The sequence below is a fragment of the Actinoplanes sp. NPDC020271 genome (genome assembly GCF_044388125.1).
GTDB lineage: Bacteria > Actinomycetota > Actinomycetes > Mycobacteriales > Micromonosporaceae > Actinoplanes.
The window spans coordinates 456,269-479,028 of record NZ_JBIRWQ010000001.1; the positions used below are offsets into that span (position 1 = coordinate 456,269).

Annotated in this window: 19 protein-coding genes; 7 read left to right on the forward strand and 12 right to left on the reverse strand. The window is 71.0% G+C overall.

Features of this window, described 5'->3' with window-relative positions; genetic code table 11:
* Positions 1-62: 62 nt before the first annotated feature.
* Positions 63-941, forward strand: coding sequence for a helix-turn-helix transcriptional regulator (locus ACH442_RS01990; RefSeq protein WP_396120674.1), 879 nt, complete (start codon positions 63-65; stop codon positions 939-941).
* Positions 942-1,027: 86 nt separating this feature from the next.
* On the opposite strand, the gene ACH442_RS01995 is transcribed toward ACH442_RS01990, so the two are convergent.
* Both ACH442_RS01995 and ACH442_RS02000 read right to left on the reverse strand, forming a co-directional pair.
* Positions 1,028-1,819: an SAM-dependent methyltransferase gene (locus ACH442_RS01995; RefSeq protein WP_396120675.1), complete on the reverse strand. Its 792-nt coding sequence runs from the start codon at positions 1,817-1,819 to the stop codon at positions 1,028-1,030.
* A 56-nt stretch (positions 1,820-1,875) separates the two neighbouring features.
* The gene (locus tag ACH442_RS02000; protein ID WP_396120676.1) at positions 1,876-2,748 is read right to left on the reverse strand and encodes a LysR family transcriptional regulator; all 873 of its coding nucleotides are present in this window, start codon (positions 2,746-2,748) and stop codon (positions 1,876-1,878) included.
* A 72-nt stretch (positions 2,749-2,820) separates the two neighbouring features.
* Here ACH442_RS02000 and ACH442_RS02005 point away from each other — a divergent pair, with 72 nt between their 5' ends.
* Entirely contained in the window at positions 2,821-3,531 is a 711-nt protein-coding gene (locus tag ACH442_RS02005) for a hypothetical protein (RefSeq protein ID WP_396120677.1), read from the forward strand.
* A gap of 190 nt (positions 3,532-3,721) precedes the next feature.
* Here ACH442_RS02005 and ACH442_RS02010 read toward each other — a convergent pair whose 3' ends face one another.
* From ACH442_RS02010 to ACH442_RS02030, 5 genes are all read right to left on the reverse strand, one after another.
* Entirely contained in the window at positions 3,722-4,945 is a 1,224-nt protein-coding gene (locus ACH442_RS02010) for an IPT/TIG domain-containing protein (RefSeq protein ID WP_396120678.1), read from the reverse strand.
* A 14-nt stretch (positions 4,946-4,959) separates the two neighbouring features.
* Positions 4,960-6,459, reverse strand: coding sequence for an IPT/TIG domain-containing protein (locus ACH442_RS02015; protein WP_396120679.1), 1,500 nt, complete (start codon positions 6,457-6,459; stop codon positions 4,960-4,962).
* A gap of 73 nt (positions 6,460-6,532) precedes the next feature.
* Complete coding sequence (locus ACH442_RS02020) at positions 6,533-7,552, reverse strand: threonine aldolase family protein (RefSeq protein ID WP_396120680.1); 1,020 nt, start codon at positions 7,550-7,552, stop codon at positions 6,533-6,535.
* Positions 7,545-8,936: a class II 3-deoxy-7-phosphoheptulonate synthase gene (locus ACH442_RS02025; RefSeq protein WP_396120681.1), complete on the reverse strand. Its 1,392-nt coding sequence runs from the start codon at positions 8,934-8,936 to the stop codon at positions 7,545-7,547. The genes ACH442_RS02020 and ACH442_RS02025 overlap by 8 nt, the downstream gene beginning before the upstream one ends.
* Positions 8,937-8,997: 61 nt before the next feature.
* The gene (locus tag ACH442_RS02030; RefSeq protein ID WP_396120682.1) at positions 8,998-10,473 is read right to left on the reverse strand and encodes a glycosyl hydrolase family 18 protein; all 1,476 of its coding nucleotides are present in this window, start codon (positions 10,471-10,473) and stop codon (positions 8,998-9,000) included.
* Positions 10,474-10,641: 168 nt separating this feature from the next.
* Here ACH442_RS02030 and ACH442_RS02035 point away from each other — a divergent pair, with 168 nt between their 5' ends.
* Complete coding sequence (locus ACH442_RS02035; protein ID WP_396120683.1) at positions 10,642-11,112, forward strand: glutathione peroxidase; 471 nt, start codon at positions 10,642-10,644, stop codon at positions 11,110-11,112.
* A gap of 84 nt (positions 11,113-11,196) precedes the next feature.
* On the forward strand, positions 11,197-11,874 hold the full coding sequence (locus ACH442_RS02040) for a DUF429 domain-containing protein (RefSeq protein ID WP_396120684.1): 678 nt from the start codon (positions 11,197-11,199) through the stop codon (positions 11,872-11,874).
* A 167-nt stretch (positions 11,875-12,041) separates the two neighbouring features.
* Here the strand turns inward: ACH442_RS02040 and proC are convergent, their stop codons facing one another.
* From proC to ACH442_RS02055, 3 genes are all read right to left on the reverse strand, one after another.
* Positions 12,042-12,854 (reverse strand): pyrroline-5-carboxylate reductase, encoded by an 813-nt coding sequence (gene proC, locus ACH442_RS02045; protein ID WP_396120685.1) that lies wholly within the window; start codon positions 12,852-12,854, stop codon positions 12,042-12,044.
* A 59-nt stretch (positions 12,855-12,913) separates the two neighbouring features.
* On the reverse strand, positions 12,914-13,942 hold the full coding sequence (locus tag ACH442_RS02050; protein ID WP_396120686.1) for a 6-phosphofructokinase: 1,029 nt from the start codon (positions 13,940-13,942) through the stop codon (positions 12,914-12,916).
* A 153-nt stretch (positions 13,943-14,095) separates the two neighbouring features.
* A complete protein-coding gene (locus tag ACH442_RS02055) occupies positions 14,096-16,330 on the reverse strand; it encodes an ROK family protein (RefSeq protein WP_396120687.1) in 2,235 nt (744 codons plus the stop codon).
* Between the two features lie 250 nt (positions 16,331-16,580).
* Between ACH442_RS02055 and ACH442_RS02060 the strand changes: the two genes are divergently transcribed.
* Both ACH442_RS02060 and ACH442_RS02065 read left to right on the forward strand, forming a co-directional pair.
* Positions 16,581-17,855 carry an MFS transporter gene (locus ACH442_RS02060; RefSeq protein ID WP_396120688.1) on the forward strand — a complete coding sequence of 425 codons (1,275 nt, stop codon included), beginning with the start codon at positions 16,581-16,583 and terminating at the stop codon, positions 17,853-17,855.
* A gap of 18 nt (positions 17,856-17,873) precedes the next feature.
* Positions 17,874-19,637 carry a glycoside hydrolase family 3 protein gene (locus tag ACH442_RS02065; RefSeq protein ID WP_396120689.1) on the forward strand — a complete coding sequence of 588 codons (1,764 nt, stop codon included), beginning with the start codon at positions 17,874-17,876 and terminating at the stop codon, positions 19,635-19,637.
* 198 nt (positions 19,638-19,835) lie between these two features.
* Here ACH442_RS02065 and ACH442_RS02070 read toward each other — a convergent pair whose 3' ends face one another.
* The gene (locus tag ACH442_RS02070) at positions 19,836-21,335 is read right to left on the reverse strand and encodes a DHA2 family efflux MFS transporter permease subunit (RefSeq protein ID WP_396121020.1); all 1,500 of its coding nucleotides are present in this window, start codon (positions 21,333-21,335) and stop codon (positions 19,836-19,838) included.
* Positions 21,336-21,430: 95 nt separating this feature from the next.
* On the opposite strand from ACH442_RS02070, the gene ACH442_RS02075 reads away from it, so the two are divergent.
* Complete coding sequence (locus ACH442_RS02075; protein WP_396120690.1) at positions 21,431-22,096, forward strand: TetR/AcrR family transcriptional regulator; 666 nt, start codon at positions 21,431-21,433, stop codon at positions 22,094-22,096.
* A gap of 154 nt (positions 22,097-22,250) precedes the next feature.
* Here the strand turns inward: ACH442_RS02075 and ACH442_RS02080 are convergent, their stop codons facing one another.
* Complete coding sequence (locus ACH442_RS02080) at positions 22,251-22,760, reverse strand: polyadenylate-specific 3'-exoribonuclease AS (RefSeq protein ID WP_396120691.1); 510 nt, start codon at positions 22,758-22,760, stop codon at positions 22,251-22,253.

A 22,760-nucleotide genomic window follows, 5' to 3' on the forward strand; every position in this document is an offset into this window, starting at 1 on the left:
GAAGCCGATCAGGTACTGACAGTACGTCGCAGGGATGCGGTTCAGGTCGTACCGTCGCAGAGGTGAACAACCGAGCCGAAGTGCACGACTTCCTCACCTCGCGGCGCGCCAAGATCACTCCGGAGCGGGCCGGGATCCCGTCCGCGGGGCAGCGACGCGTGCCGGGGTTGCGCCGCAGCGAGGTCGCCGCGCTGGCCGGGATGAGCGTCGAGTACTACGCGAAGCTGGAGCGCGGCGCGCTGGCCGGGGTCTCCGCCGGAGTTCTGGAGGCGATCGCCCGGGCCCTGCAGCTCGACGACGCCGAACGGGCCCACCTGATGCGCCTGGCGCAGGAGGCCAACGGCACCAGCGTGCTCATCCGGCCCAGCCGCCGGCCCAGGCAGTGGACGTTGCGGCCGAGCCTGCAGTGGGCGCTGGACGCGATCACCGCGCCCGCGATCCTGGTGAACGACCGGCAGGACCTGCTCGGTGCGAACCTGCTGGGCCGGGCCATGTACAGCGAGATCTACGCCACCGCCGGCGGCTCGGTGCCGAACTTCGGCCGGTTCACGTTCCTCGACGGGGCCGCGCACCGCTTCTACCCCGACTGGAATCTCGCCGCCGAGATGCTGGTGGCGAACCTGCGCACCGCGGCCGGCAAGGATCCGCACGACAAGGGCCTGCACGACCTGGTCGGTGAGCTCTCGACCCGCAGCGACGAGTTCCGGCGCCGGTGGGGCGCGCACAACGTGCGGATCCACAGCACCGGCATCAAGACGTTCCACCACCACGTCGTGGGCGGCCTCGAACTGATCTACGAGACCATGGATCTGCGGGCCGAGGACGGGATCAACATGACCATCTACTCGGCCGAGCCGGGCTCGGCGACCGAGCAGGCCCTGGCGCTGCTCGCGTCGTGGGCCGCGACCAGCGAGAGCCTGCCCGCCGCGTCGGACCGCTGACGAGGGGCCCGCGGTCAGGGGATGCGGGCGGGCTCGCCCCGGCGCTCCCGGGCGGGCTCGCCCCGGCGCTCCCGGGCGGGCTCGTCTCAGGGTTTGCGGGCGACGGCGCCGAACTCGTCGACCTCGCGGAGGTCGTCACCGGTCGCCTCCGGGGACGGGCGCCACCGCGAGCACGGGACCAGACCCGGCTCCAGCACCTCCAGGCCGCCGAGGAAACGGGCCAGTTCCTCCGGATGACGCAGGTGATAGCTGAGCGGCGCGTTCGCGTTCCACACCGCGATCGCCTCCTGGAAGGCCGGCCCGTCGATCACGTCGGTGCCGTCGGCGGTGATCAGGTAACTGCCGGAGGGCAGGGCGTCGAGCAGCTCGCCGACGATCGCGACGGCCCGATCGACGCCGGGCACGTGACCGAGAACGTTCATCAGGATCAGGCCGACCGGCTGGGTCAGGTCCAGCGTCGCACCGGCCGCCTGGACGATCGTCGCCGGGGCGTTCAGGTCCGCGTCGACGTACGCCACCCGGCCCTCGGGGGTGCCGGCCAGCAGCGCTCGCGCGTGCTTCAGGACCAGGGGGTCGTTGTCGGCGTAGACCACCTTCACGTCGGCGGCCGCGGCCTGCGCCACCTGGTGGGTGTGCTCGGCGCTCGGGATGCCGGTGCCGACGTCCAGGAACTGGCGGATGCCGGCCTCGGTCACCAGGAACGTGACGGCCCGTTTCAGGAACGCCCGGGAGTGCCGCGCGACCACGGTGATGTCCGGGTAGAGCTTCGCGAAGTCGTCACCGACGGCCCGGTCCACCGTGAAGTTGTCGGTGCCGCCCAGCCAGTGGTTCCACACGCGCGCCGAGTGCGGCACACCGTTGTCCAGGTCGTCCGTCATGGCCTGCGCCCCCTTCACGGTCCGCGGGCCGAGCATATGTCCACAGCAGACCCCGCTCAAGACGTCAGCAGGGCGGTGAGGCGGCTCGCCGGCTCGCCCGGGTCCGCGACGGCCGGGGCCCGCAGGAGTTCGACGCGGTGCACCAGGCGGGGCACGCCGAGCGGGACCGCGGCCAGGTCCGGACGGCCGGTGAGCAGCCACTCGGGGAGCACGGCGAGGCCGTGACCGGCGGCGACCAGGCCGGCCAGGACGGTCACCTCGGCGCCGTCGTAGTGCAGGCCGGCCCGCAGACCGTCGACCGGCAACCGCTGGAACGGGGCCACTTCCGGGGCGTCGATCCAGTACGCGTCGGCCAGATCGGCCAGATCCACCGACGTGCGCCGGGCCAGCGGGTGCCCGGACGGGACGGCGACGACCGCGGGACACTCGGCGACCCGCAGCGAACGCGGATCACCCGGCTCGGGCAGGCGCACCGGGTCGCTCGGCGCGGTGAAGCCGTCGACCAGGCCCAGGTCCAGCGCGCCGGTGGCGGTGGCGGTGACGATCCGGTCCAGGCCGGCGACCAGGAGGCGGGTCGAGAGGCGGGCGGACTCGGCGCGGATCCGGGTGAGGGCCGCGGCGACCGGGGCGGACCAGGCGAGCGGGGTCAGGCCCAGGGCCAGCCGGCCGGGCGGGACGGACGTGCGGGTGACGTCGGCGCGGGCGGCTTCGAGGCGTACGAGCAAAGCTCTGGCATGGCGCCGGAGGCGCTCACCCGCCTCGGTCGGACGAACCGGGCGGCGCGTCAGCAGGGGTGTGCCGAGGTCGCTCTCCAGGGCGGCGATCTGCTGGGAGACGGCCGACTGGGTGAAGTTCAGGCGCTCGGCGGCCGCGGAGAACGAGCCGGTCTCGGCGACCTCGACGAAAGTGCGCAGCAGGTGCGGGTCCACATCAGGAACGCTAATACCCGGTGTACGAACGATCGTTGGACCTGATCTCACCGGCGCGCCGACGATGGGGGCATGAAGACGATTGCTCTGGTCGGTGACCGGTCACCGACGGTCCGCGCGCACACGCGCATTCCCGTGATCATGGACGCCCTGCGCGACGGCGCCGGGTTCGACCTGGACGTCTACTGGGTGCCGACCCCGGCGGCGGAGGATCCGGCGGCGCTGCGCGGGTTCGACGGGATCTGGATGGTGCCGGGGAGCCCTTACCGCAGCGAGGCCGGCGCGATCACCGCCGCGCGGACCGCCCGGACCGAGGGGATCCCGTTCCTCGGCACGTGCGGCGGATTCCAGCACGCGATGCTCGAGTTCGCCCGGGACGTCTGCGGGCTCGCCGACGCCCGGCACGCGGAGAACGAGCCGGGCAACCCGTCCGAGGACGCTCTGATCGTGGCGCTGACCTGCTCGCTCGCCGGGCACGAGGCGGTGGTCGAACTGACCGGCGGTTCACTCGTGGAGCGGCTGCTCGGGGCGTCCCGGACGGTGGAGCGGTACCACTGCTCGTACGGGCTCTCGCCGGCTTTTCTCGATCTTCTGCGGGCGCACGGCATGCGCTTCACCGGCCACGACGAGTCCGGCGAGGTGCGGGTGGCCGAGCTCCCCGGCCACCCGTTCTTCCTGGCCACGCTTTTCCAGCCAGAACTGGCAAGCGAACCCCCGCATCCACTGATCCAAGGCTTCGCCAACGCCGTGACGACGTCGACGTCGACGAGCGCCCCCCTCTGACCTCACCCCAGCGCATTTCGCCCGTCGATGCCGAGAGTGCCGAAAAACGACAAGCAAAGCGCAGTTGTTTTTCGGCACTCTCGGCATCGACCTAAAGGGGCGAAATGCCCGCCGAGCGAAGCGAGGCCATCAGGCACAGCCCGCCGACTGAAGCGAGGCCATCAAGCACAACCCGCCGACCGAATCAGACTCAATTCTCCGTGTAGCTGAACATCGCCGCGGCCGTGAAGCGGCTGGCCTTGCCGGTGCCGGAGGTGAAGGTGACCGCGACCGGCCCGCCCTGCGACGCCGGCGGCACCGTGCACTGGAAGACCAGGGTGGCTCCCGAGCCTTGTTTGGCGCAGACGGCCGCGTTGTCGCCGAACTTGAAGCCGGTCGAGTCGCCGGCACTGGCCCCGGCCACCCGGACGGCGACCCGGGTGCCGCCGGCGATCGTGTCGGTCTTGGCGGACAGGCTGGTGACGACCGGCGCGATGCTGACGTCGGACGGTTCGCCGGCGATGGTGTCGTGGGTGATGGTGAGCGCGGCCGTGTCGGTGGTCATCGGCGGCATGACGACCTTCAGGTGGGTTTCGTCGACCCAGGTGGTGCTGAGTGCTTTTTTGCCGGCGAGCACCCCGATGCGTTCGGCGTTGAATTCCTTGATGTCGCCGCCGGCCTTGCCGCCGGTGATGGTCAGCAGGAGCGGTCCGCCGCTGGCCTTGGCGGTCGGCGCGGCGGTGGTGTCGATGCCGAGCGCGGCGCGGTAGTTCACCTTGCTGGACCCGTTGGCCTCGCTGGCGCCGCCGGTGGACTTGACCTTGACGACGGCGGTGCCGTTCGTGCCGGCCGGGGCGACTGCGGTGATCTTCGTGGCGGACACGACGGTGACCGAGGTCGCGGCCGCGTCGCCGAACGTGACGGCCTGCGGGTCGTCGGGGTCGACGCCGAGGAAGCCGGTGCCGTTGACGGTCACCAGGGTGCCGCCGAGCGAGCTGATCCTGGCGGGGGTCACCGCGACGATGCCCGGGTAGTACGCGACGGTCGCCGCCGACTCCGGCCCGGCCGTCCCGCGGCGGGTCAGCTGCATGGTGACCGCGGTCGCCGAGGTGGTGGCCGGCGCGACCACCTTGAGGTGCGTCTCGTCGACGTAGGTGACCTGCGCGGACTTCCCGCCGACGCGGGCGGTGACCCGCATCGCGCTGAACGCCTGCGGAGTGGCGCCGACGGTGCCGCCGGTGACGGTCACCGGGATGATCGTGCCGCCGGTCGAGCGGGCCGGGATCCGGTCGGTGAACTCGGCGCCGAGCTCGATGCCGTCGCCCTGGGCCGAGACCCGGCCGGAGGCGAACGCGGTGCTGGAGACACCGGCCATCAGGAGGGTGGCGGCGGTCGCGACACCGGCCGCGGTACGGGTCTTCTTCGAGTACGTCATTGCTGTCCTCCTGATCAGTCGAGGTCGGTGTAGCTGAACGCGGCGGCCGGGGTGAACTTGCTGGCCGTCCCGGTGCCGGCGGTGAACGAGACCCAGGCCGGGCCGGCTTCCGTGGCGGCCGGGACGGTGCAGGTGAAGACCAGTCCGGAGCCGGTGCCGCTGACCGGGCAGATCGCCGGGTTCGTGCCGAACATGAAGTTGGTGGCGGTCGCCACTCCGGCACCGGCCACCTTGACCTTGACGGTGGCGCCCCCGGTGAGCGTGCTGGTGACCGTGGACAGGCTGGTCACGACCGGTGCGATCGGCACGGTGACGGCCGGGCCGGCGACGACGTCCTGCCACACGACCAGGTCGGCGGTCTCGGTGGTCAGCGGCGGGAGGGTGAGCTTGAGGTGGGTCGCGTCGACGTAGGTGGCGGTGAGCTTGGTCTTGCCCATCCGCACGGTGATCGCCGCGGCCGCGAAGTCGGCGGCGGTCGCGCCGAGCGTGCCACCGCCGACGGTGAGCAGGTGCACGCCGCCGCCGGCCCGCAGATACTGGCCGCCGTCGATGACGAGTGCGCTGCGGTAGGCGACCTTCGGCCCTTCCGGGCTGCTGCCGCCCGGCGTGGTGACCTTCACCGCGGCGTTGCCGGCGGCACCTTCCGGCACCACGGCGTCGATCTGGACGGCCGAGACGACCTGGAAGTACTTCGCGTCGAAGCCCCCGATCGTCACCGCACTGGTGTCGGTCGGGTCCACGCCGCCGAACCCGGTCCCCATGATCTTGATGGTGTCGCCGCCGGCCACCGCGACCGAGCCGGGCGAGACCGTGCTGATCACCGGGTAGTAGTTGACCACCGAGGTGGACTCCGGACCGGTGAAGCCCTCCTGGACCAGCTGGACCTTGGCCGGGACGGCTTTGGTGACCGCCGGCAGGCCGACCTTGACGTGATTCTGGTCCAGCCAGGTGACCTTGGTGGTGGCGATGCCACCCACCTTCGCGGTGATCTTCAGGGCGGCGAACTGGGAGGACGTGGCGCCGACGGTGCCGTCGGTGACCGTGACGATCACCTCGCCGCCACCGGTCGCCTTCGCCGGCAGCGACTCGAACTCGGCCCCCAGCTTCAGCCGGTACCCGAAGATCGAGGTGGTGTTCTTGCTGGTTCCGGCCGCGGTGACGACCTTGACGAGGGAGTTGCCGGTGCTGGTGAAGGCCGGGGACACCGCGACGAGCTTGGTGTCGGAGACGACCCGGACGTCGGTGGAGAGCTGGTCACCGAAGTACACCCGCGGCGGGTTGTCCGGGTCGGCGGTGAAGCCCGACCCCCAGATGGTCACCGGCGTACCACCCGCGGGAACTCCCATGAGCGGCGTGATGCTGGAGACGACCGGGCCCACCTCAGCGGCCCGGACCATGGCCGACGCGGAGTACGCGGCGGACGGTTCGGCGATGGCGACCGTGACGGTGCCGGCGACGGCAACCACGGCGGCGGTGAATGCGGTGGCCCTCCGGGCCCGAGATGTCTTCGTCATAGCGAAGACCTGTATCGGGCCCGGACCGTCCGACCTGCGGAAACTCCCGGTTGCCTCTCCGCAACCGGGAGCGTCAGGCCAGCAACACGCTGAGAACCGAGATGGCCTCGTCGATGCCGTCGTCGTCGACGTCCAGGTGGACCACGAGCCGGGCCAGCTTCGGCAGCATCGCGGCGATCAGCACCCCGCGACGGGCGGCCGCGGCGGCCAGTTCCGGCGCGTCCAGCGGGGCCTTGGTCAGATCCAGCGGGACCAGGTTGGTCCGCACCTTCTCCGGGTCGACCACCCCGAGCGGGGCCAGGCCCTCGGCGAGCCGGCGGGCCCGCGCGTGGTCCTCGGCCAGGCGCTGCACGTGGTTGTCCAGCGCGTACTGTCCGGCGGCGGCGAGGATGCCGACCTGCCGCATGCCGCCGCCCATCCGCTTGCGGATGACCCGGGCCCGGGCAATCTTCTCCCGGCTGCCCACGACCAGCGAGCCGACCGGGGCGCCGAGGCCCTTGGAGAGGCACACCGAGAGCGTGTCGAAGAGCGCGCCGTACGTCGCCAGCGGCACCCCGTCGGCGACGTGCGCGTGCCAGATCCGGGCGCCGTCGCAGTGCAGCGCGACCCGGGCGGCGTCGGCCACCGCGCGCAGGTCGTGCAGCGTGGCCAGCGGGATGACGCCGCCACCGCCGAGGTTGTGGGTCTGCTCGACGGCGATGGCCGCGGTCGGCACCGACGGGAAGCCGGCCGGGCGGATCATGTCGGCGATCCGGTCCACGTTCAGCGCGGCGCCGGTCGCCGCCCAGGTGCGGGTGGAGATGCCGCCGAGCAGGGCCGCGGCGCCCAGTTCGTACGTCACCACGTGTGCATCCGCCCCGGCCAGCAGTTCCCCGCCGGGTGGGGTGACCAGCTGCAGCGCGATCTGGTTGGCCATCGTGCCGGACGGGGCGAAGAGCGCCGCCTCGTGGCCGAACAGTCGCGCCACGTGCTGTTCGAGCGCGTTGACGGTCGGGTCGTCCCCGAAGACGTCGTCGCCGACGGCCGCGGTGGCCATCGCCTCGCGCATCCCGTCGGTGGGGCGGGTGACCGTGTCCGAGCGAAGATCAACCACGGAGCATCTCCGCCACCAGGAAGGCCAGTTCCAGGCTCTGCTGGGTGTTCAGGCGCGGGTCGCACGCCGTCTCGTACCGGTCGGGCAGGTCCAGGTCCTCGATGCCCTGGGCGCCGCCGAGGCACTCGGTGACGTCCTCACCGGTCAGTTCGATGTGGATGCCGCCCGGGTGCGTGCCCAGGCCGCGGTGCACCTCGAAGTAGCCGAGGACCTCGTCGACGATCCGGTCGAAGTGGCGGGTCTTGTACCCGTTCGACGACTCGTGGGTGTTGCCGTGCATCGGGTCGCACTGCCAGACCACCTTGGCGCCGGTGGCGGTGACCTTCTCCACGATCGACGGGAGCGCGTCGCGCACCTTGCCGTTGCCCATCCGGCTGATCAGCGTGAGCCGGCCGGGGATGTTCTCCGGGTTCAGCTTCTCGCACAGCTCGATCGCGGTCTCCGGGCTGGTGCCGGGGCCGATCTTGACGCCGATCGGGTTGGAGATCCGGCTGATGAAGTCGATGTGCGCGTGATCCAGCTGGCGGGTGCGCTCGCCGATCCAGAGGAAGTGCCCGGAGAGCCCGTACGCCTTACCGCCCGAGACCCGGGTCAGGGCCCGGTCGTACTCCAGGGCGAGCGCTTCGTGGGAGCAGTACAGGCTGACCGTGCGCAACGCATCGTTGTCGGTCATGCCACAGGCGCGGATGAAGTCGAGGGCACGGTCGATCTCGCGGGCGATCGCCTCGTAGCGCTCACCGGCCGGCGAGGCGCGGACGAAGTCCTTGTTCCAGTCGTGCAGGCCGTGCAGGTCGGCCAGGCCACCGGCCAGGTAGGCACGGAGCATGTTCATGGCGGCGGCCGAGTTCGCGTACGCCCGGATCATCCGCTGCGGGTCGGCGATCCGTGCCGTCTCGTCGGCGTCCAGCGCGTTGATCATGTCGCCCCGGTACGCCGGGAGGCCCAGCGAGTCGGTCAGCGACGACCGCGGCTTGGTGTATTGCCCGGCGACCCGGGCGACCTTGACCACCGGCATCGACGCGCCGTACGTCAGGACGACCGCCATCTGCAGCAGCGTCCGCGCGTTGGCGAGCAGGTGGCTCTCGGTGTTGTCGGCGAACGTCTCGGCGCAGTCGCCGCCCTGGAGCAGGAACGCCTTGCCCTCGCACACCTCGGCGAGCCGGGCCCGGAGCTGGTCGACCTCGTAGGGCGCGACGATCGACGGCACGTTCTCCAGGGTGTTGCAGACCGCGGCGACCTCGCCCATGTCCGGCCAGGGTGGCATCTGCACCCGGGGCAGCGCACGCCATCGGTCGAGGCCCAGGGCCTCGTCCTCGGCGGAGTCGGTGGACGGCCGGGAAGTCGCGACTCCCGGGTGACTGAGCTGATGCCACTCTCGGCGCATGGGATGAGCCTACGAAAACGGGGCACCGGGCCTGGACCCGGTGCCCCGCATTCTCAAAAAATTACAGGTTGCCCTTGATCGCGCTGATCAGCTCACCGTTGCTGGTGTCGCCGGAGAACTCCCAGAAGAAGGCGCCGCCGAGGCCCTGGTTCTTGGCGTACGTCATCTTGCCCGCGATCGTCGCCGGGGTGTCGTAACCCCACCAGTTGGTGCCGCAGTAGGCGTACGCCGTCCCACCGACCGTGCCGGTCGCCGGGCAGCTGTTCTTCAGGACCTTGTAGTCCTCGATGCCGGCCTCGTAGGTGCCCGGGGCCGCGCCGGTCGCCGAACCGCCGGGGGCGGCCTGGGTGACGCCGGTCCAGCCGCGGCCGTAGAAGCCGATGCCGAGCAGGATCTTGCCGGCCGGAACGCCCTTGCTCTTCAGCTTCTGGATCGCCGCGTCGGAGTAGAAGCCGGCCGTCGGGATGCCGGTGTACGAGGTCAGCGGCGAGTGCGGGGCGGTCGGGCCCTGCGCCGCGAACGCGCCGAAGTAGTCGTAGGTCATCGGGAAGACCAGGTTCAGCTTCGCGATGCCGGAGGCGTAGTCGGCCACGTCCAGCTTGCCGCCGTTGGAGCCGTCGGCGGAGATCGCCGAGGTGATCAGGAAGCTCGAGCCGAACTTGTTCCGCAGCGCGGTGATCACCTTGTTGTACGAGTCCGGGCCGGACGCGTCGCAGGCCAGGCCGCACGCGTTCGGGTACTCCCAGTCGACGTCGATGCCGTCGAAGACGTCCGACCAGCGGGAGTCCTTGACCAGGTTGTAGCAGGAGTCGGCGAACGCGGCCGGGTTCGCGGCGGCCTGGGTGAAGCCACCGGACCAGGTCCAGCCGCCGAACGACCAGATCACCTTGATGTTCGGGTACTGCTTCTTCAGCTTGCGGAGCTGGTTGAACGAGCCGCGCAGCGCGCCGGTGTCCCAGGTGTCGGCGACGCCGTCGACGCTCTCGGCCGCGGAGTAGGCGCGGTCGTAGTCGGCGTAGGAGTCACCGATCGAGCACTGGCCGCCGGTGGTGTTGCCGAACGCGTACAGGATGTGGGTCAGCTTGGCCGCCGAACCCGAGGTGACCAGGTTCTTCACGTGGTAGTTGCGGCCGTAGACGCCCCACTCGGCGAAGTAACCGACGACGTTCTTGCCGCTGGTCCCCGAGGTCGGGGTGGTGGTCGGCGGCGTGGTGGCCGGAGTCGTGGTGGGCGGCGTCGTGGTCGGCGCGGTGGTGGTCGGGGATGTGGTCGGGGTGGTCGTGCCGCCGCACGCGCCGTTGTCGATCCAGACGTCCCACTGACCGCTGTGCGTGGCCGGCGACTCGTTCTGGGTCCACCACTTGGCGGTGTAGTTGTGGCCGCTCTGCGAGGCGACGTTGTCCTTGACGTAGGTGGCGGTGGCAGACCAGGCGGTGGCACACGCGGTCGCGGCGTTCGCCTGCACGAGCGGGACCGAGGCCGAGGCGCCGATCACCACCGCACTGACGAGCAGCGCCCGGCGGAGGGTTTTGCCCACGGGGTCTCCTTTAATATTTAGGAAACTTTCCAGAGAGAGGATGAAGAGACGGTAGTCACATCGATTAACACGAGTCAAGCCTGGTGACAGTCTTTAAGGTTCCATTAACAACGACCACGGGATGAACACGGCGTGCGTTCGAGCCACTACACCGCGTAGGCTTTCGCCATGACCATCTTCGACGTCAGCATTGACGCCCTCACCGGCGGTACGACCGATTTGGACCGCTACCGCGGATCGGTCCTGCTGGTGGTCAATGTGGCCTCGCGCTGCGGCCTGACCCCGCAGTACGACAAGTTGCAGCCCCTCTACGACACCTACCGCGACCAGGGCCTGGTGCTGCTCGGTGTGCCCTGCGACCAGTTCGGCAACCAGGAACCGGGCACGGCGTCCGAGATCGACGAGTTCTGCCGGGCCACCTACGGTGTCACGTTCCCGATGACCGAGAAGGTCGAGGTCAACGGCCCCGGCCGGCACCCGCTCTACACCGAACTGATCGGTGGCGGGCCCGACATCCAGTGGAACTTCGAGAAGTTCGTGGTCGCCCCCGACGGCACGGTGGCCGCCCGGTTCAGCCCCCGGGTCGAGCCGGACGACCCCGAGCTGGTCGCGACCATCGAGAAACACCTGCCGCGCTGAGCCGCCGATGAGTGAGCTTGCGAACGAATCAATGGGCACAGCCGGCAACCCATCGTGTCACCGGAGTGCAGCGGAGGTGACGCGATGAGTATTCATGTGATCGGGGTCGACGCGTATGCGCTCGGCTGGGTCGGGGTCGAGCTCCGGGACGGCGCCTTCGGGCGCGCGATCCTCGCCTCGACGCTCTACGAGATCGTCGCCGGCAGCTCCGGCGCCGCGGTGATCGGCGTCGACATCCCCCTGGGCATGCTGCCGGACCGCTGGCGTGCCGCCGACACCCTCGCCGCCGATCAGCTCGGCCCGCGCCGCGGCAGCGTCTTCCGGGTGCCACCCCGCGCCGTCTGGGCCGAACCGGACTTCACCGCCGCCAACCGCCGCTGCCGCGAACTGACCGGCGCCGGCCTGAGCCGCCAGTCCTGGGCGCTGCGCCCCAAGCTCCTCGAGGCCAATGCGCTGTGGGAACGCCACCCGGGTCTGCTCTTCGAGGCCCACCCGGAGGTCAGTTTCCGGACCATGGCGGGCGAACCCCTGCCCTACGCCAAGAAGACCTGGAGCGGACAGTCCCACCGCCGCGAGCTCCTCGCCCGCAACGGCATCACGCTGCCCGACCAGCTCGGACCGGCAGGCCAGGCCCCACCCGACGACATCCTCGACGCGGCGGCCGTCGCGTGGACCGCCCACCGCGTCGCCACCGGCACCGCGCTGTCCTTCCCGTCCCCGCCCGAGGAGAACAACGGCTCCCGCATAGCCATCTGGTATTGAAGGCCCATTTCCCGTACGTCTGCGCGAGCTGATCCACCGGTCCCCACCAGCCGCGACCCGGAGTCGCGCTGCCGCCGGGACCACCCGGGAAGCTCGCGCAGCCACGGACGGGGCCGGGTCGTGTCGCCGGAGAACGGGCGCCGAAAATGTCGTACGAAAGAATGGTTCTAGAGGGCTTGAGCGGCGATTTCCCGGGCCCGGTCGCGCGCCGCCTCCAGGGCCGACAGCATGGCCGCGCGCACCCCGTGGTTCTCCAGCTCGCGGATCGCCGAGATCGTCGTGCCGGCCGGGGAGGTCACGGCCTCGCGCAGCTTGACCGGGTGCTCGCCGGAGTCGCGCAGCATCGTGGCCGAGCCGACCGCGGTCTGCACGATCAGCTCGTGGGCCACCGGCCGGGGCAGCCCGAGCAGGACGCCGGCCTCGATCATGGCTTCGACCAGCAGGTAGAAGTAGGCCGGGCCGGAACCGGAGAGCGCGGTGACCGCGTCCTGCTGGGACTCGGGGACGCGGACGGTCCGGCCGAGCGGCTGGAACATCGCCTCGGCGACGGCCAGGTGCTCGTCGCCGGCGTGGGCGCCCGGGGAGATCGCGGTCATCGCCTGGTCGACCAGGGCCGGGGTGTTCGTCATGACCCGGACGACCGGGGTGCCCTCCGGCAGCCGGGCGGCGAAGAAGCCGGTGGGCAGGCCCGCGCAGAGCGAGACGACGAGTTTCCCGGACGGCACGGACCGGCCGACCTCGTCCAGCAGGGCACCGGCATCCTGCGGTTTTGTCCCGATCATGATGATGTCGGCGCGCTCGACAGCTGCGGCGTTGGTGACGACGGTGACGCCGTACTTCTCGGTCAGCTCGGTGCCGCGGGCCGGCCGGCGGGCGGTGACCAGGACCCGGTCGGCGGACCAGCCGGACCGGAGCAGGCCGGCCAGGACGACCTCGCCCATCTTGCCGGTGCCGAGCATCGCGACGGTGTTCTCGGTCAACGTCCACTCCTCAACAGAGAAAAAGGGGCCGGGGAGAACCCCGGCCCCTTTCCGACAACTCAGTTACCGAAGAAGACCTCGGCCTCTTCGTAACGCGACAGCGGAACGGTCTTCAGCTCGCCGGTGCCCTCGATCAGCGGGACGCGGACGATGTCGGTGCCGCGCAGCGCCATCATCTTGCCGAAGTCGCCCTCGTGCACGGCGTCGATCGCCTGCAGGCCGAAGCGGGTCGACAGGACCCGGTCGAACGCGGTCGGGGTGCCACCGCGCTGGATGTGACCGAGGACGACCGTGCGGGCCTCCTTGCCGGTCTTCTCCTCCAGCTGCTCGGCGAGCCACTGGCCGATGCCGCCGAGGCGGACGTGGCCGAAGCTGTCCAGCTCCTGGTTGTGCAGGACCATCTGGCCGTCGAGCGGCTGGGCGCCCTCGGCGACGACGACGATCGGCGCGTACTCCACCTGGAAGCGCTTCGTCACATACGTCGCGACCTGCTCGACGTCGAACTTGCGCTCCGGCAGCAGGATGACGTTGGCGCCACCGGCGAGACCGGCGTGCAGCGCGATCCAGCCCGCGTGGCGGCCCATGACCTCGACGACCAGCGTGCGGTGGTGCGACTCGGCGGTGGTGTGCAGCCGGTCGATGGCCTCCATCGCGATGTTCACCGCGGTGTCGAAACCGAACGTGAAGTCGGTCGCGTTGAGGTCGTTGTCGATCGTCTTCGGCACGCCGACGACGTTGACGCCCAGGTCGTTCAGCTTGGTCGCGACGCCGAGGGTGTCCTCGCCGCCGATCGCGACCAGCGCGTCGACACCCTGCTCGGCCAGGTTGGCCTTGATCCGCTCGACGCCACCCTCGATCTTGAAGGGGTTGGTGCGCGAGGAGCCCAGGATCGTGCCGCCGCGCGGGAGGATGCCACGGACCTCCGCGATGCCGAGCGGCTTCGTCAGACCCTCCAGCGGGCCCTTCCAACCGTCGCGGAAGCCGACGAACTCGTGACCGTAAGCGGTCACGCCCTTGCGGACCACGGCACGGATGACCGCGTTGAGACCGGGGCAGTCGCCCCCACCGGTGAGCACGCCGATACGCATTGTTTCTCCTCGTCCTTCCCCATTGCGGGTAGCGAGATGCAGATAGCCCGTGAGAGCCCCCGGGAACGTCTTCGTCGGCAGCGTTGCCGGGCCCGGGGCGGGCCGCACGCCGAACTCTAGTCTCCGCCTCGGCAGCTGCTGAAAGCGCCCCTTTCACAGCAACGACTCGACCGCCCCGAGCGCCTCGGCCTCGGCGCCGAGACGGGACCGGACCACGGTCAGGCCGGCTGCGGCGCTCGGGGCGCAGTGCCGCTGCAACGACTCCCGGATGCCGTCGATCACGTGGTCACCGGGCTCGGCGAACCGCCCGCCGACCACCACGACGGCCGGGTTCAGCAGATCGCAGACGACCGCGACGGTTCGCCCGATCAGGCGACCGGCGTCCAGCAGCGCCCGGCGGGCCGGCCCGTGACCACCGGCGGCCAGCGCGATCAGCCGCTCCTCGGTCGGCTTGTCGAGCAGCGCCCCGAAGTAGGACGGGGTCAGGAACGCCCCGAGGCAGCCACGCCGGCCGCAGACGCAGAGCGGGCCCATGTCCCGGACGGTCAGGTGGCCGATCTCGCCGGCGTAGCCGATGCTGCCGCCGTAGGAGCGTCCACCGGCCACGATGCCGGCGCCGACGTACTGCGCGGCCTTGAGGTAGAGCACGTCACGGGCGCCGCGGGCGGCACCCCGGCGAGTCTCGGCCAGCGCCGCGAGCTGGGCGTTGTTGCCGACGACAACCGGGCAGCCGAGCATTCCGGAGATCAGCTCGGCGGGCGAGAACCCGGAGAACATCGGCAGTACGCTACGGGCGCCGAACTCGCCGTTGCCCGGGTGGACCGGGGACGGGACGCTGAGGCCCACCGCCGGGTTGTCGTGCCCGGCCAGCAGCTCGGCCGCATATTCCGCGGCGGCCCGGATCAGCACCCGCCCGTTGATGTCCTGCGCGAGCGGCCGGAAGCCGTCGGCCAGGCGGTTCCCGGCACGATCGGTGAGAACCGCGTGCAGGCCGTCGAGATCCAATGCCATGCCGAGAACGACCCCCGGCGGGACGGCGAGGCGGAACGACGGCGACGGGCGGCCGGAGCGCGCGGGCGGCGGACAGGACTCGACCCGGCCCTCGTGCTGCAGCTCGGCGAGGGTCTCGGCGACCGCGGCCCGGGGCAGTCTGGTGATCCGGGTGAGGTCGCTGCGGGTGGTCGCGCCGCGGGACCGGAGCAGGTCGGTGATCACCTCGCGGCGGACGAGCTTCTCGTGCTGCCCCACCTTCACCGATATTTCCTGCAAGGTTCGTCCGCCGCGGGACGCCGGGGTCGCCCGCAGCGCGAGCGTGACCGCGCCCAGCAGTCCCGCCCGGCCGCTCAGCGAGGTCAGCCGGATCTCGGTCGACTCCGCCACCTCGGGCTGGGCGTAGCGGCGCAGCGCCTCCCGCACCCCGGCCAGCACCGGCCCGTCCTCCACGATCAACGGCCCGTCCAGCACGACCAGCTCCGGGTTGACCGTGTTGGCCAGGTCGGCGAGCACCCGCCCGATCATCCGCCCGGCGTCCGCCATGATCCGTTCGACGGTGGCGTCCTGCCGGGACAGCTCGACGGCGCGCTCGGCGGTGATCGGCTCCCCGTACGCCGCTTCCAGGGACGCCAGGATCTCCCGCGTCGCCGCGATCGTCTCCAGACAGCCCCGGTTCCCGCAGCGGCACAGCGCCCCGGTCTCGTCCACCTGCACGTGCCCGAGCTCGCCGGCCACCCCGGTGGCGCCCGGGTGCACGTGCCCGGCGAGCATCAGCCCGCACCCGATCCCGGTGGTGACCCGCAGGTAGCAGACGTCCCGCCGGCCGGCCGCCGCGCCCTGCGCGACCTCCCCGATCACGCACAGGTCGGCGCCGTTGCGGACGGTGACCCGATGACCGAGCCGCTCGGACAGCTCGCGGGCGGGGGCCCGACCGGCCCAGCCGGGCAGCACGGTGCCGGGCTGCACCACCCCGTCGAGGATCGCGGCGGAGAGCCCGACGACCGTGGACCAGACCCGCTCACCGGCGTACGCCTCGATCAGCCCGGCCAGTTCCTCCGGATCGTTGCCCGGCTCGTGCCGCTCGTCCAGGATCCGCCCGGCCAGGTCGGCGACCGCGATCCGGGTGCCGTCCCCGCCGACGACCGCACCGACCACCACGCCGGCCTGCTCGCCGATCGTCAGCAGCCGGGCCGGACGGCCGGGCCGGCTGCCGTCGGCGGCGGCGCCGGCCTCGGCCAGCAGTCCCGCGTCGAGCAGTTCGGCGACCAGTCCGGTGACCGTCATCCGGGCCATGCCGGTGCGCTTGGCGAGGCCGGCGCGACTGATCCGCCCGGCCTCCCGGACCGCCGCGAGGATCAGGTCGCGGCGGACGAGGTGAACGCGTCGACCGGTCACGGACCCGAGCCTACGCCGGGGTTTTGCCGAACTTGAGCGTAATGCTGCCGGCACGGTGACCGTGATCACCAGAGGAAAGCCCCGAAAAAGACAAAGTTAGTGCCGACAAAGGCAATTCACAGGTGTACGCGACCCTCGTGACCTCTAGTTCGGTGTTGTTCGCAGCGATACCTTTCGAAACAAGGCGTTAACAAACCGGAAGCCGGCCCGGTCCCCGCCTCCCCCGATAACTCGTGTCCCGAGGTGTGCGATGACCACTGTCGAATCCCGGCCGACGACGCCGTCCGTGCTGTCCGACCGGCCCAACGCCCCCACCAAGCTGATCGTCGCCATGGCGCTCGCCATGCTCGGCGCCTACCTGACGATCCTCACCCCGGTCATCGTCAGCATGTCCGTCCGGGTCGCGCAGATCGCCCCGGACGACAAGTCCGCCGCCCTCGGCACGGTGCTCTCGGTCGGCGCGGTCCTCGCACTGATCGGCAACCCGTTCTTCGGCGCGATGTCGGACCGGACCACCTCCCGGCTCGGCCGCCGCCGCCCGTGGCTGCTCGGCGGCATGCTGGTCGGCTCGGCCGGCCTGCTGATCGTCTCGCTCGGCACCGACATCCCGACGCTGACCGCCGGCTGGGCGCTCGCGCAGCTCGGCATCAACGCCACCCTGGCCACGCTGACCGCGCTGCTGCCCGACCAGATCCCGCCCCAGCAGCGCGGCAAGGTCAGCGGCATCCTCGGCCTGATGACCTCGGTCGCGATCCTGGCCGGCAGCGCCCTGGCCGCCGCACTCTCCGGCAACGCGCTGCTGATGTTCATGGTCCCGGCGGTGATCGGCATCGCCACGGTGGTGCTGCTCGTGACGGTCCTCAAGGACCGCCCGGCGGAGAAGGGACACTTCGCGCCGTACGGCTTCAAGGAGTTCCTGGCGACCTTCTACATCAACCCGAAGCGGTACCCGGACTTCGCCTGGAACATCCTCAGCCGGTTCCTGATCTGGACCGGACTCGCGGCGGTCACCACGTACGAGAGCTACCTGCTGATCGACCGGTTCGGCTACACCACCGACAACGTCGCCACCGGCGTCCTCGCCGCCACCCTGATCACCACGGTCGGCCTGGTCGCGGGCTCATCGTTCGGCGGCACGCTCTCCGACCGCACCGGCAGGCGCAAGCCGTTCGTGCTCGGCGCCGGCCTGGTCGTCGCCGCCTCCCTCGTGATCATCGCGTTCGCCCACAGCTTCCCGCTCTTCCTGGTCGCGGCCGGGCTGTTCGGCGTCGGCGAGGGCGTCTACCTCGCGGTCGACCTGGCCCTGGCCACCGACGTACTGCCGGACCCGGACGACGCCGCCAAGGACATGGGCGTGCTGAACATCGCCAACGCGCTGCCGCAGTCCCTCGTCCCGATCCTGGCCGCGCCGATCCTCGCGATCGGCAGCAGCGACAACGCGAACTACAGCCTGCTCTTCCTGCTCGGCGCGGTCGTCGCGGTGGCCGGATCGCTCCTGGTCCAGATGGTCCGCGGCGCTCGCTGAAATCCCCTTGGAGTAGAGATGCACCCCTACCGGAACCCTGAGCTCGGCATCGAGGAGCGGGTCACCGATCTGCTCGGCCGGATGACCCTGGCCGAGAAGGCCGGCCTCATGTTCCACACGATGGCCGCGATCAACCCGGACGGCACCCCCGCGGCCGGCGACGCGATGATCCCGGCCACCGAGGAGCTGATCCGCAACGGTCAGCTGAACCACTTCAACATCCTGACGTTCGGCCCGGTCACGCCCCGGAAGATCGCCGAGTGGCACAACCGGATCCAGGAGATCGCCGCCGGCAGCCGCCTCGGCATCCCGGTCACCGTCTCCACGGACCCGCGCCACGGCGTGATCGACAACCCCGCCGCGTCGGCCGCGGCCGGTGGCTTCTCGGCCTGGCCCGAGCCGATCGGGCTGGGAGCCACCAAAGACCCTGATCTGGTACGCCGTTTCGCCGACATCGCGCGGCAGGAGTATCTGGCGGCCGGCATCCGGGTCGCGCTGCACCCGATGGCCGACCTGGCCACCGAGCCGCGGTGGGCGCGCACCAGCGGCACGCTCGGCTCCGACGCCGATGTGGTGTCGGCGCTGATCACGGCGTACGTGCAAGGTTTTCAAGGACCCTCGCTCGGGCCGGACAGCGTGGTCGCGATGGTCAAGCACTTCCCCGGCGCCGGCCCGCAGAAGGACGGTGAGGACGCGCACTTCGCCTACGGGCGGGAGCAGGTCTACCCGGGCGGGAGGTGGGACTACCACCTCAAGCCGTTCGAGGCGGCGTTCGCGGCCGGGGCGGCGCAGATCATGCCGTACTACGGGATGCCCGTCGACACGACGTACGAAGAAGTCGGGTTCGGCTTCAACCGGCAGGTGATCGAGGGGCTGCTGCGCCGGCGGTACGGCTTCGACGGCGTGGTCTGCACCGACTGGGGCCTGGTCACCGACGCGGAGATCATGGGCTCGCCGATGCCGGCCCGCGCCTGGGGCGTCGAGCACCTCGACCGGCACGCCCGCGTCCTGAAGATCATCGAGGCCGGCGCGGACCAGCTCGGCGGCGAGCAGTGCCCGGAACTGATCATCGAGCTGGTCTCCTCCGGCCGGCTCGGCGAGTCCCGGATCGACGTCTCCGTCCGGCGGATCCTGCGCGACAAGTTCCGGCTGGGGCTGTTCGACGAGCGGCGGTTCGTCGACCCGGAGGCGGCGGAGAAGATCGCCGGGCAGGCGGCCTTCCGGGCGGAGGGGCTGGAGGGGCAGCGGCGCTCGATCGTCGTCCTCACCGACCGCCCCTCTCCTTCGGTGGGGCCGGTGCTGCCGCTGGCCGAAGGGATCACCGTCTACCCGGACGGGGTCGACCCGGTGGTGGCGGCCGCCTACGCCAAGGTCACCGACAACCCGGCGCTGGCCGACGTCGCGATCGTCCGGCGGGCCGCGCCCTACGAACCGCGCGGCGGCGGCTTCGAGGCGTTCTTCCACGCCGGCCGGCTCGACTGGACCGACGACGAACTCGCCCCGGTCCTGCTCCTCGCCGGCACTCTGCCGACCGTCGTCGACGTCCTGCTCGACCGTCCCGCCGTCCTCACCCCGCTCGCCGGGAAGGCCGCCGCGCTGGTCGGCACGTTCGGCGTCAGCGACGAGGCCCTGCTGGACGTACTGTTCGGCCGCGCGCCCGCGACCGGCACACTCCCGTTCGAGCTGCCGTCGTCGATGGCCGCGGTGCAGGCGTCCCGGGAGGACGTACCCAACGACACGGAAGACCCGCTTTTCCCGTACGGCCATGGTTTGCCGCTCTAGTTCCGCCGGCCGAACGCCCGGTCGCGCCTCTCGCGCGCCCGGGCGTTCGCCTTGTCCCCACCCCACGCCGCCCCTGGAAGCCGGCCGTGCTCGTCCGGCTGAGCCCGAGCGATGTGTCCGGGAACGCGAAACACCCCCGAGAGCCGGCCGGGGACAGCGGGCTGGGCCTCAGGGGTGTCTCAGCAGGGAACTACGACGTCAGTGGGCCATCGCGGGCGGCGCGTCCGGGTCCACGTCCAGCGGACCGGTCCGGAACAGCACCGCCGCCACCACCGCGGCCAGCACGAAGAACCCGGCCGACCACCAGAACACCGTGTGGTAACTCTCCAGTGCCGCCTGCGCCTGCACCAGCGGCGTCGGCTGCTTCCCGGCGATGTAGTCGGTGGCCGCGTTCGCCGCGAACGAGCTGAGCAGCGCGGTGCCGATGGAACCGCCGATCTGCTGCACCGTGTTGATCATCGCGGAGGCCACGCCCGCGTCCCGGTGCTCGACGCCCGAGGTGGCGGCGTTCTGCGTCGGGGCGAAGACCAGGCCGAGGCCCAGACCGATGACGATCAGACCGGGGAGGACCCCACTGGCGTACGTCGAGTCGAGCCCGAGCCGGGTCAGGAAGACCATGCCGCCGGCGGCGACGAGCGCGCCGACGGGGACGAGCGGGCGCGGCCCGACCCGGGGGGCCAGGATCGAACCGGCCGTCGTCGCGGTCAGCATGACCGAGCCGAGCATCGGCAGGAACGCGAGGCCGGTCTTGACCGGGGTGAAGTGCAGGATCGACGACAGGTAGTAGGTGAGGAAGAGGAAGATGCCGAACATACCGGCGCCGGCAATCGCGATCGACGCGTAGGACCCGCCGCGGTTGCGGTCGAGGACGACGCGCAGCGGCAGCAGCGGGTGCTCGACCCGCAGCTCGATCAGCACGAAGACGATCAGGGCGACCACGCCGACGGCGATCGGGCCGAGCGTCCACCCGGCGGTCCACCCGTCGGTCTCCGCCTTGCCGAGACCGTAGACCAGGCCGACGAGGCCGACGACGGCCGCGATCGTACCCGGGATGTCGATCCTGCCGTGCGCCTTGACCGGCTCGTCCTTCAGCTTGATCAGCGCGCCGGCGACGGCGATCGCGGCGATGACCAGGTTGACGTAGAGGCACCAGCGCCAGGACACGTACTCGGTGAGCACGCCGCCGAGCAGCAGGCCGATGCCGCCGCCGGCGCCGGAGATCGCGCCGAAGATGCCGAACGCCTTGCCGCGCTCGGCGGGCTCGGTGAACGTGGTCGAGAGCAGCGAGAGCGCGGCCGGGGCCAGCGCCGCGCCGAACGCGCCCTGCAGCGCGCGAGCCACGATCAGCAGCTCGAGGCCGTTGGCCGCGCCGCCGAGCGCGGAGGCCAGGGCGAAACCGATCAGGCCGATGAGGAACATCTTCTTGCGGCCGAAGAAGTCCGAGAGGCGACCGCCGAGTAGCAGCAGGCTGCCGAAGGCGAGCGCGTACCCGGTGACGACCCACTGGCGGTCGGCGTCGGAGAAGCCGAGGTCGGCCTGAGCCGTCGGCAACGCGATGTTCACGATCGTGGCATCAAGCACCACCATCAGCTGCGCTAGAGATAGAACGACGAGCGCCCACCAGCGCCCGCTATCGGACGGCGCGCCGACCGGCGCCTCACGTCCGGCTCCCCGGGGTCGATCAGTAAGCGTGCTCATCATTGCCTTTCCGAAAGTTGAGGTACGCCCTCCACTTCGGCAGGTTAGCAGCCGAAGTTGAGGAATAACCTCCGCTTAGTTGTAGGCTTGGACACATGACAGAGACCGCCCGCCCGCTCCGCCGCGACGCGCAGCGCAACCGGGAGCGGATCCTCCTGGCCGCGCACGACGCGTTCGCCGCCCGAGGGTTCGCCGCGACCCTGGATGATGTGGCGCAGCTCGCAGGCGTCGGGGTCGGCACCGTCTACCGGCGGTTCCCCACCAAGGAGGCGCTGATCGAGGCGCTCTTCGCCGACCGGCTGGAGGATCTGGTCTCCCTCGCCGAGGACGCGCTGGCCCTGCCCTCCGGGTGGGACGGGCTGACCATGTTGCTGCGGCGCTCGATCGGCATGCACGCCGTCGACCGCGGGCTGCGCGACGCGGCGCTCTGCATCGGCATCGACAAGCACCAATTCGCCAACGTCGGCGAGCACCTGTTGCCGCTGGTCCAGGAAATCTTCGACCGCGCGCACGCGGAGGGCTCGCTGCGCGCCGACGTCGGCATCCACGATCTGCCGATCATCCTGGCGACCGTCACCGACCTGGCCCGGCACACTCCCCCGGGCCGGCCGGAGATCTTCCGCCGGTTCCTCGAGCTGATCATCGACGGGCTGCGCGCCCGGCCCGACAACGGCGATCTCGGCCCGGCGGTCACCCAGGCGGACGTCGAGGCGATCGTGCACGACTGCGTGCCGCCGATCGACTCCCGCCGTCGCTCCTGACGATCACGATCAAGAGCCGCTTTTCCCGTACGGCGTCAGCAGTCGCTTTTCCACGACCCGCTCGGCCCGCCCGTCAGGGAGCGGGCTTTTCGGACACGCCCGCGCCACGCACGATCAGGGCTGGGCTTTTCGGACACGCCCGCGCCACGCACGATCAGGACTGGGCTTTCTCGGACACGCCCAGCATCGTCTGCCAGCGGGCCAGGTTGTGCCGGGCGTCCACGAGCGCGTCGTGCCGACCGGACATCTCGGGCAGCGTGGGCCGCCCGAGATCGTCCCACCGCTGACGCAGGTCCTTGGTGAACCGGGGGATCTCCCGCGGCAGCGCCGGCATCGCCCCCCACAGCTGGGCGAGCGCGACGTGGTCATACGCCGCGTACCACGCCCAGAGCTCCATCTGCTCGGAGCGACCCCGCAGCGGTTCCATCAGGAACTCGTAGAGGTCGTCCCGGATCCGCTCCCGGCTGCGCCAGGACTTGTCGGAGGGAGACGGGAGCTTGTCGAGGACGTTGCGGCGCACCCAGGGCACGGCGCGGCTGTCGTCGAACTCCGTGGACACCGCGTAGAACTCGCGGCCGAACTCGTCGACGACACCGATCGAGACGAGGTCGACCAGGCGGCCGTCCTCGATGAACTCGCAGTCGTAAAAATACCGGTACACCAT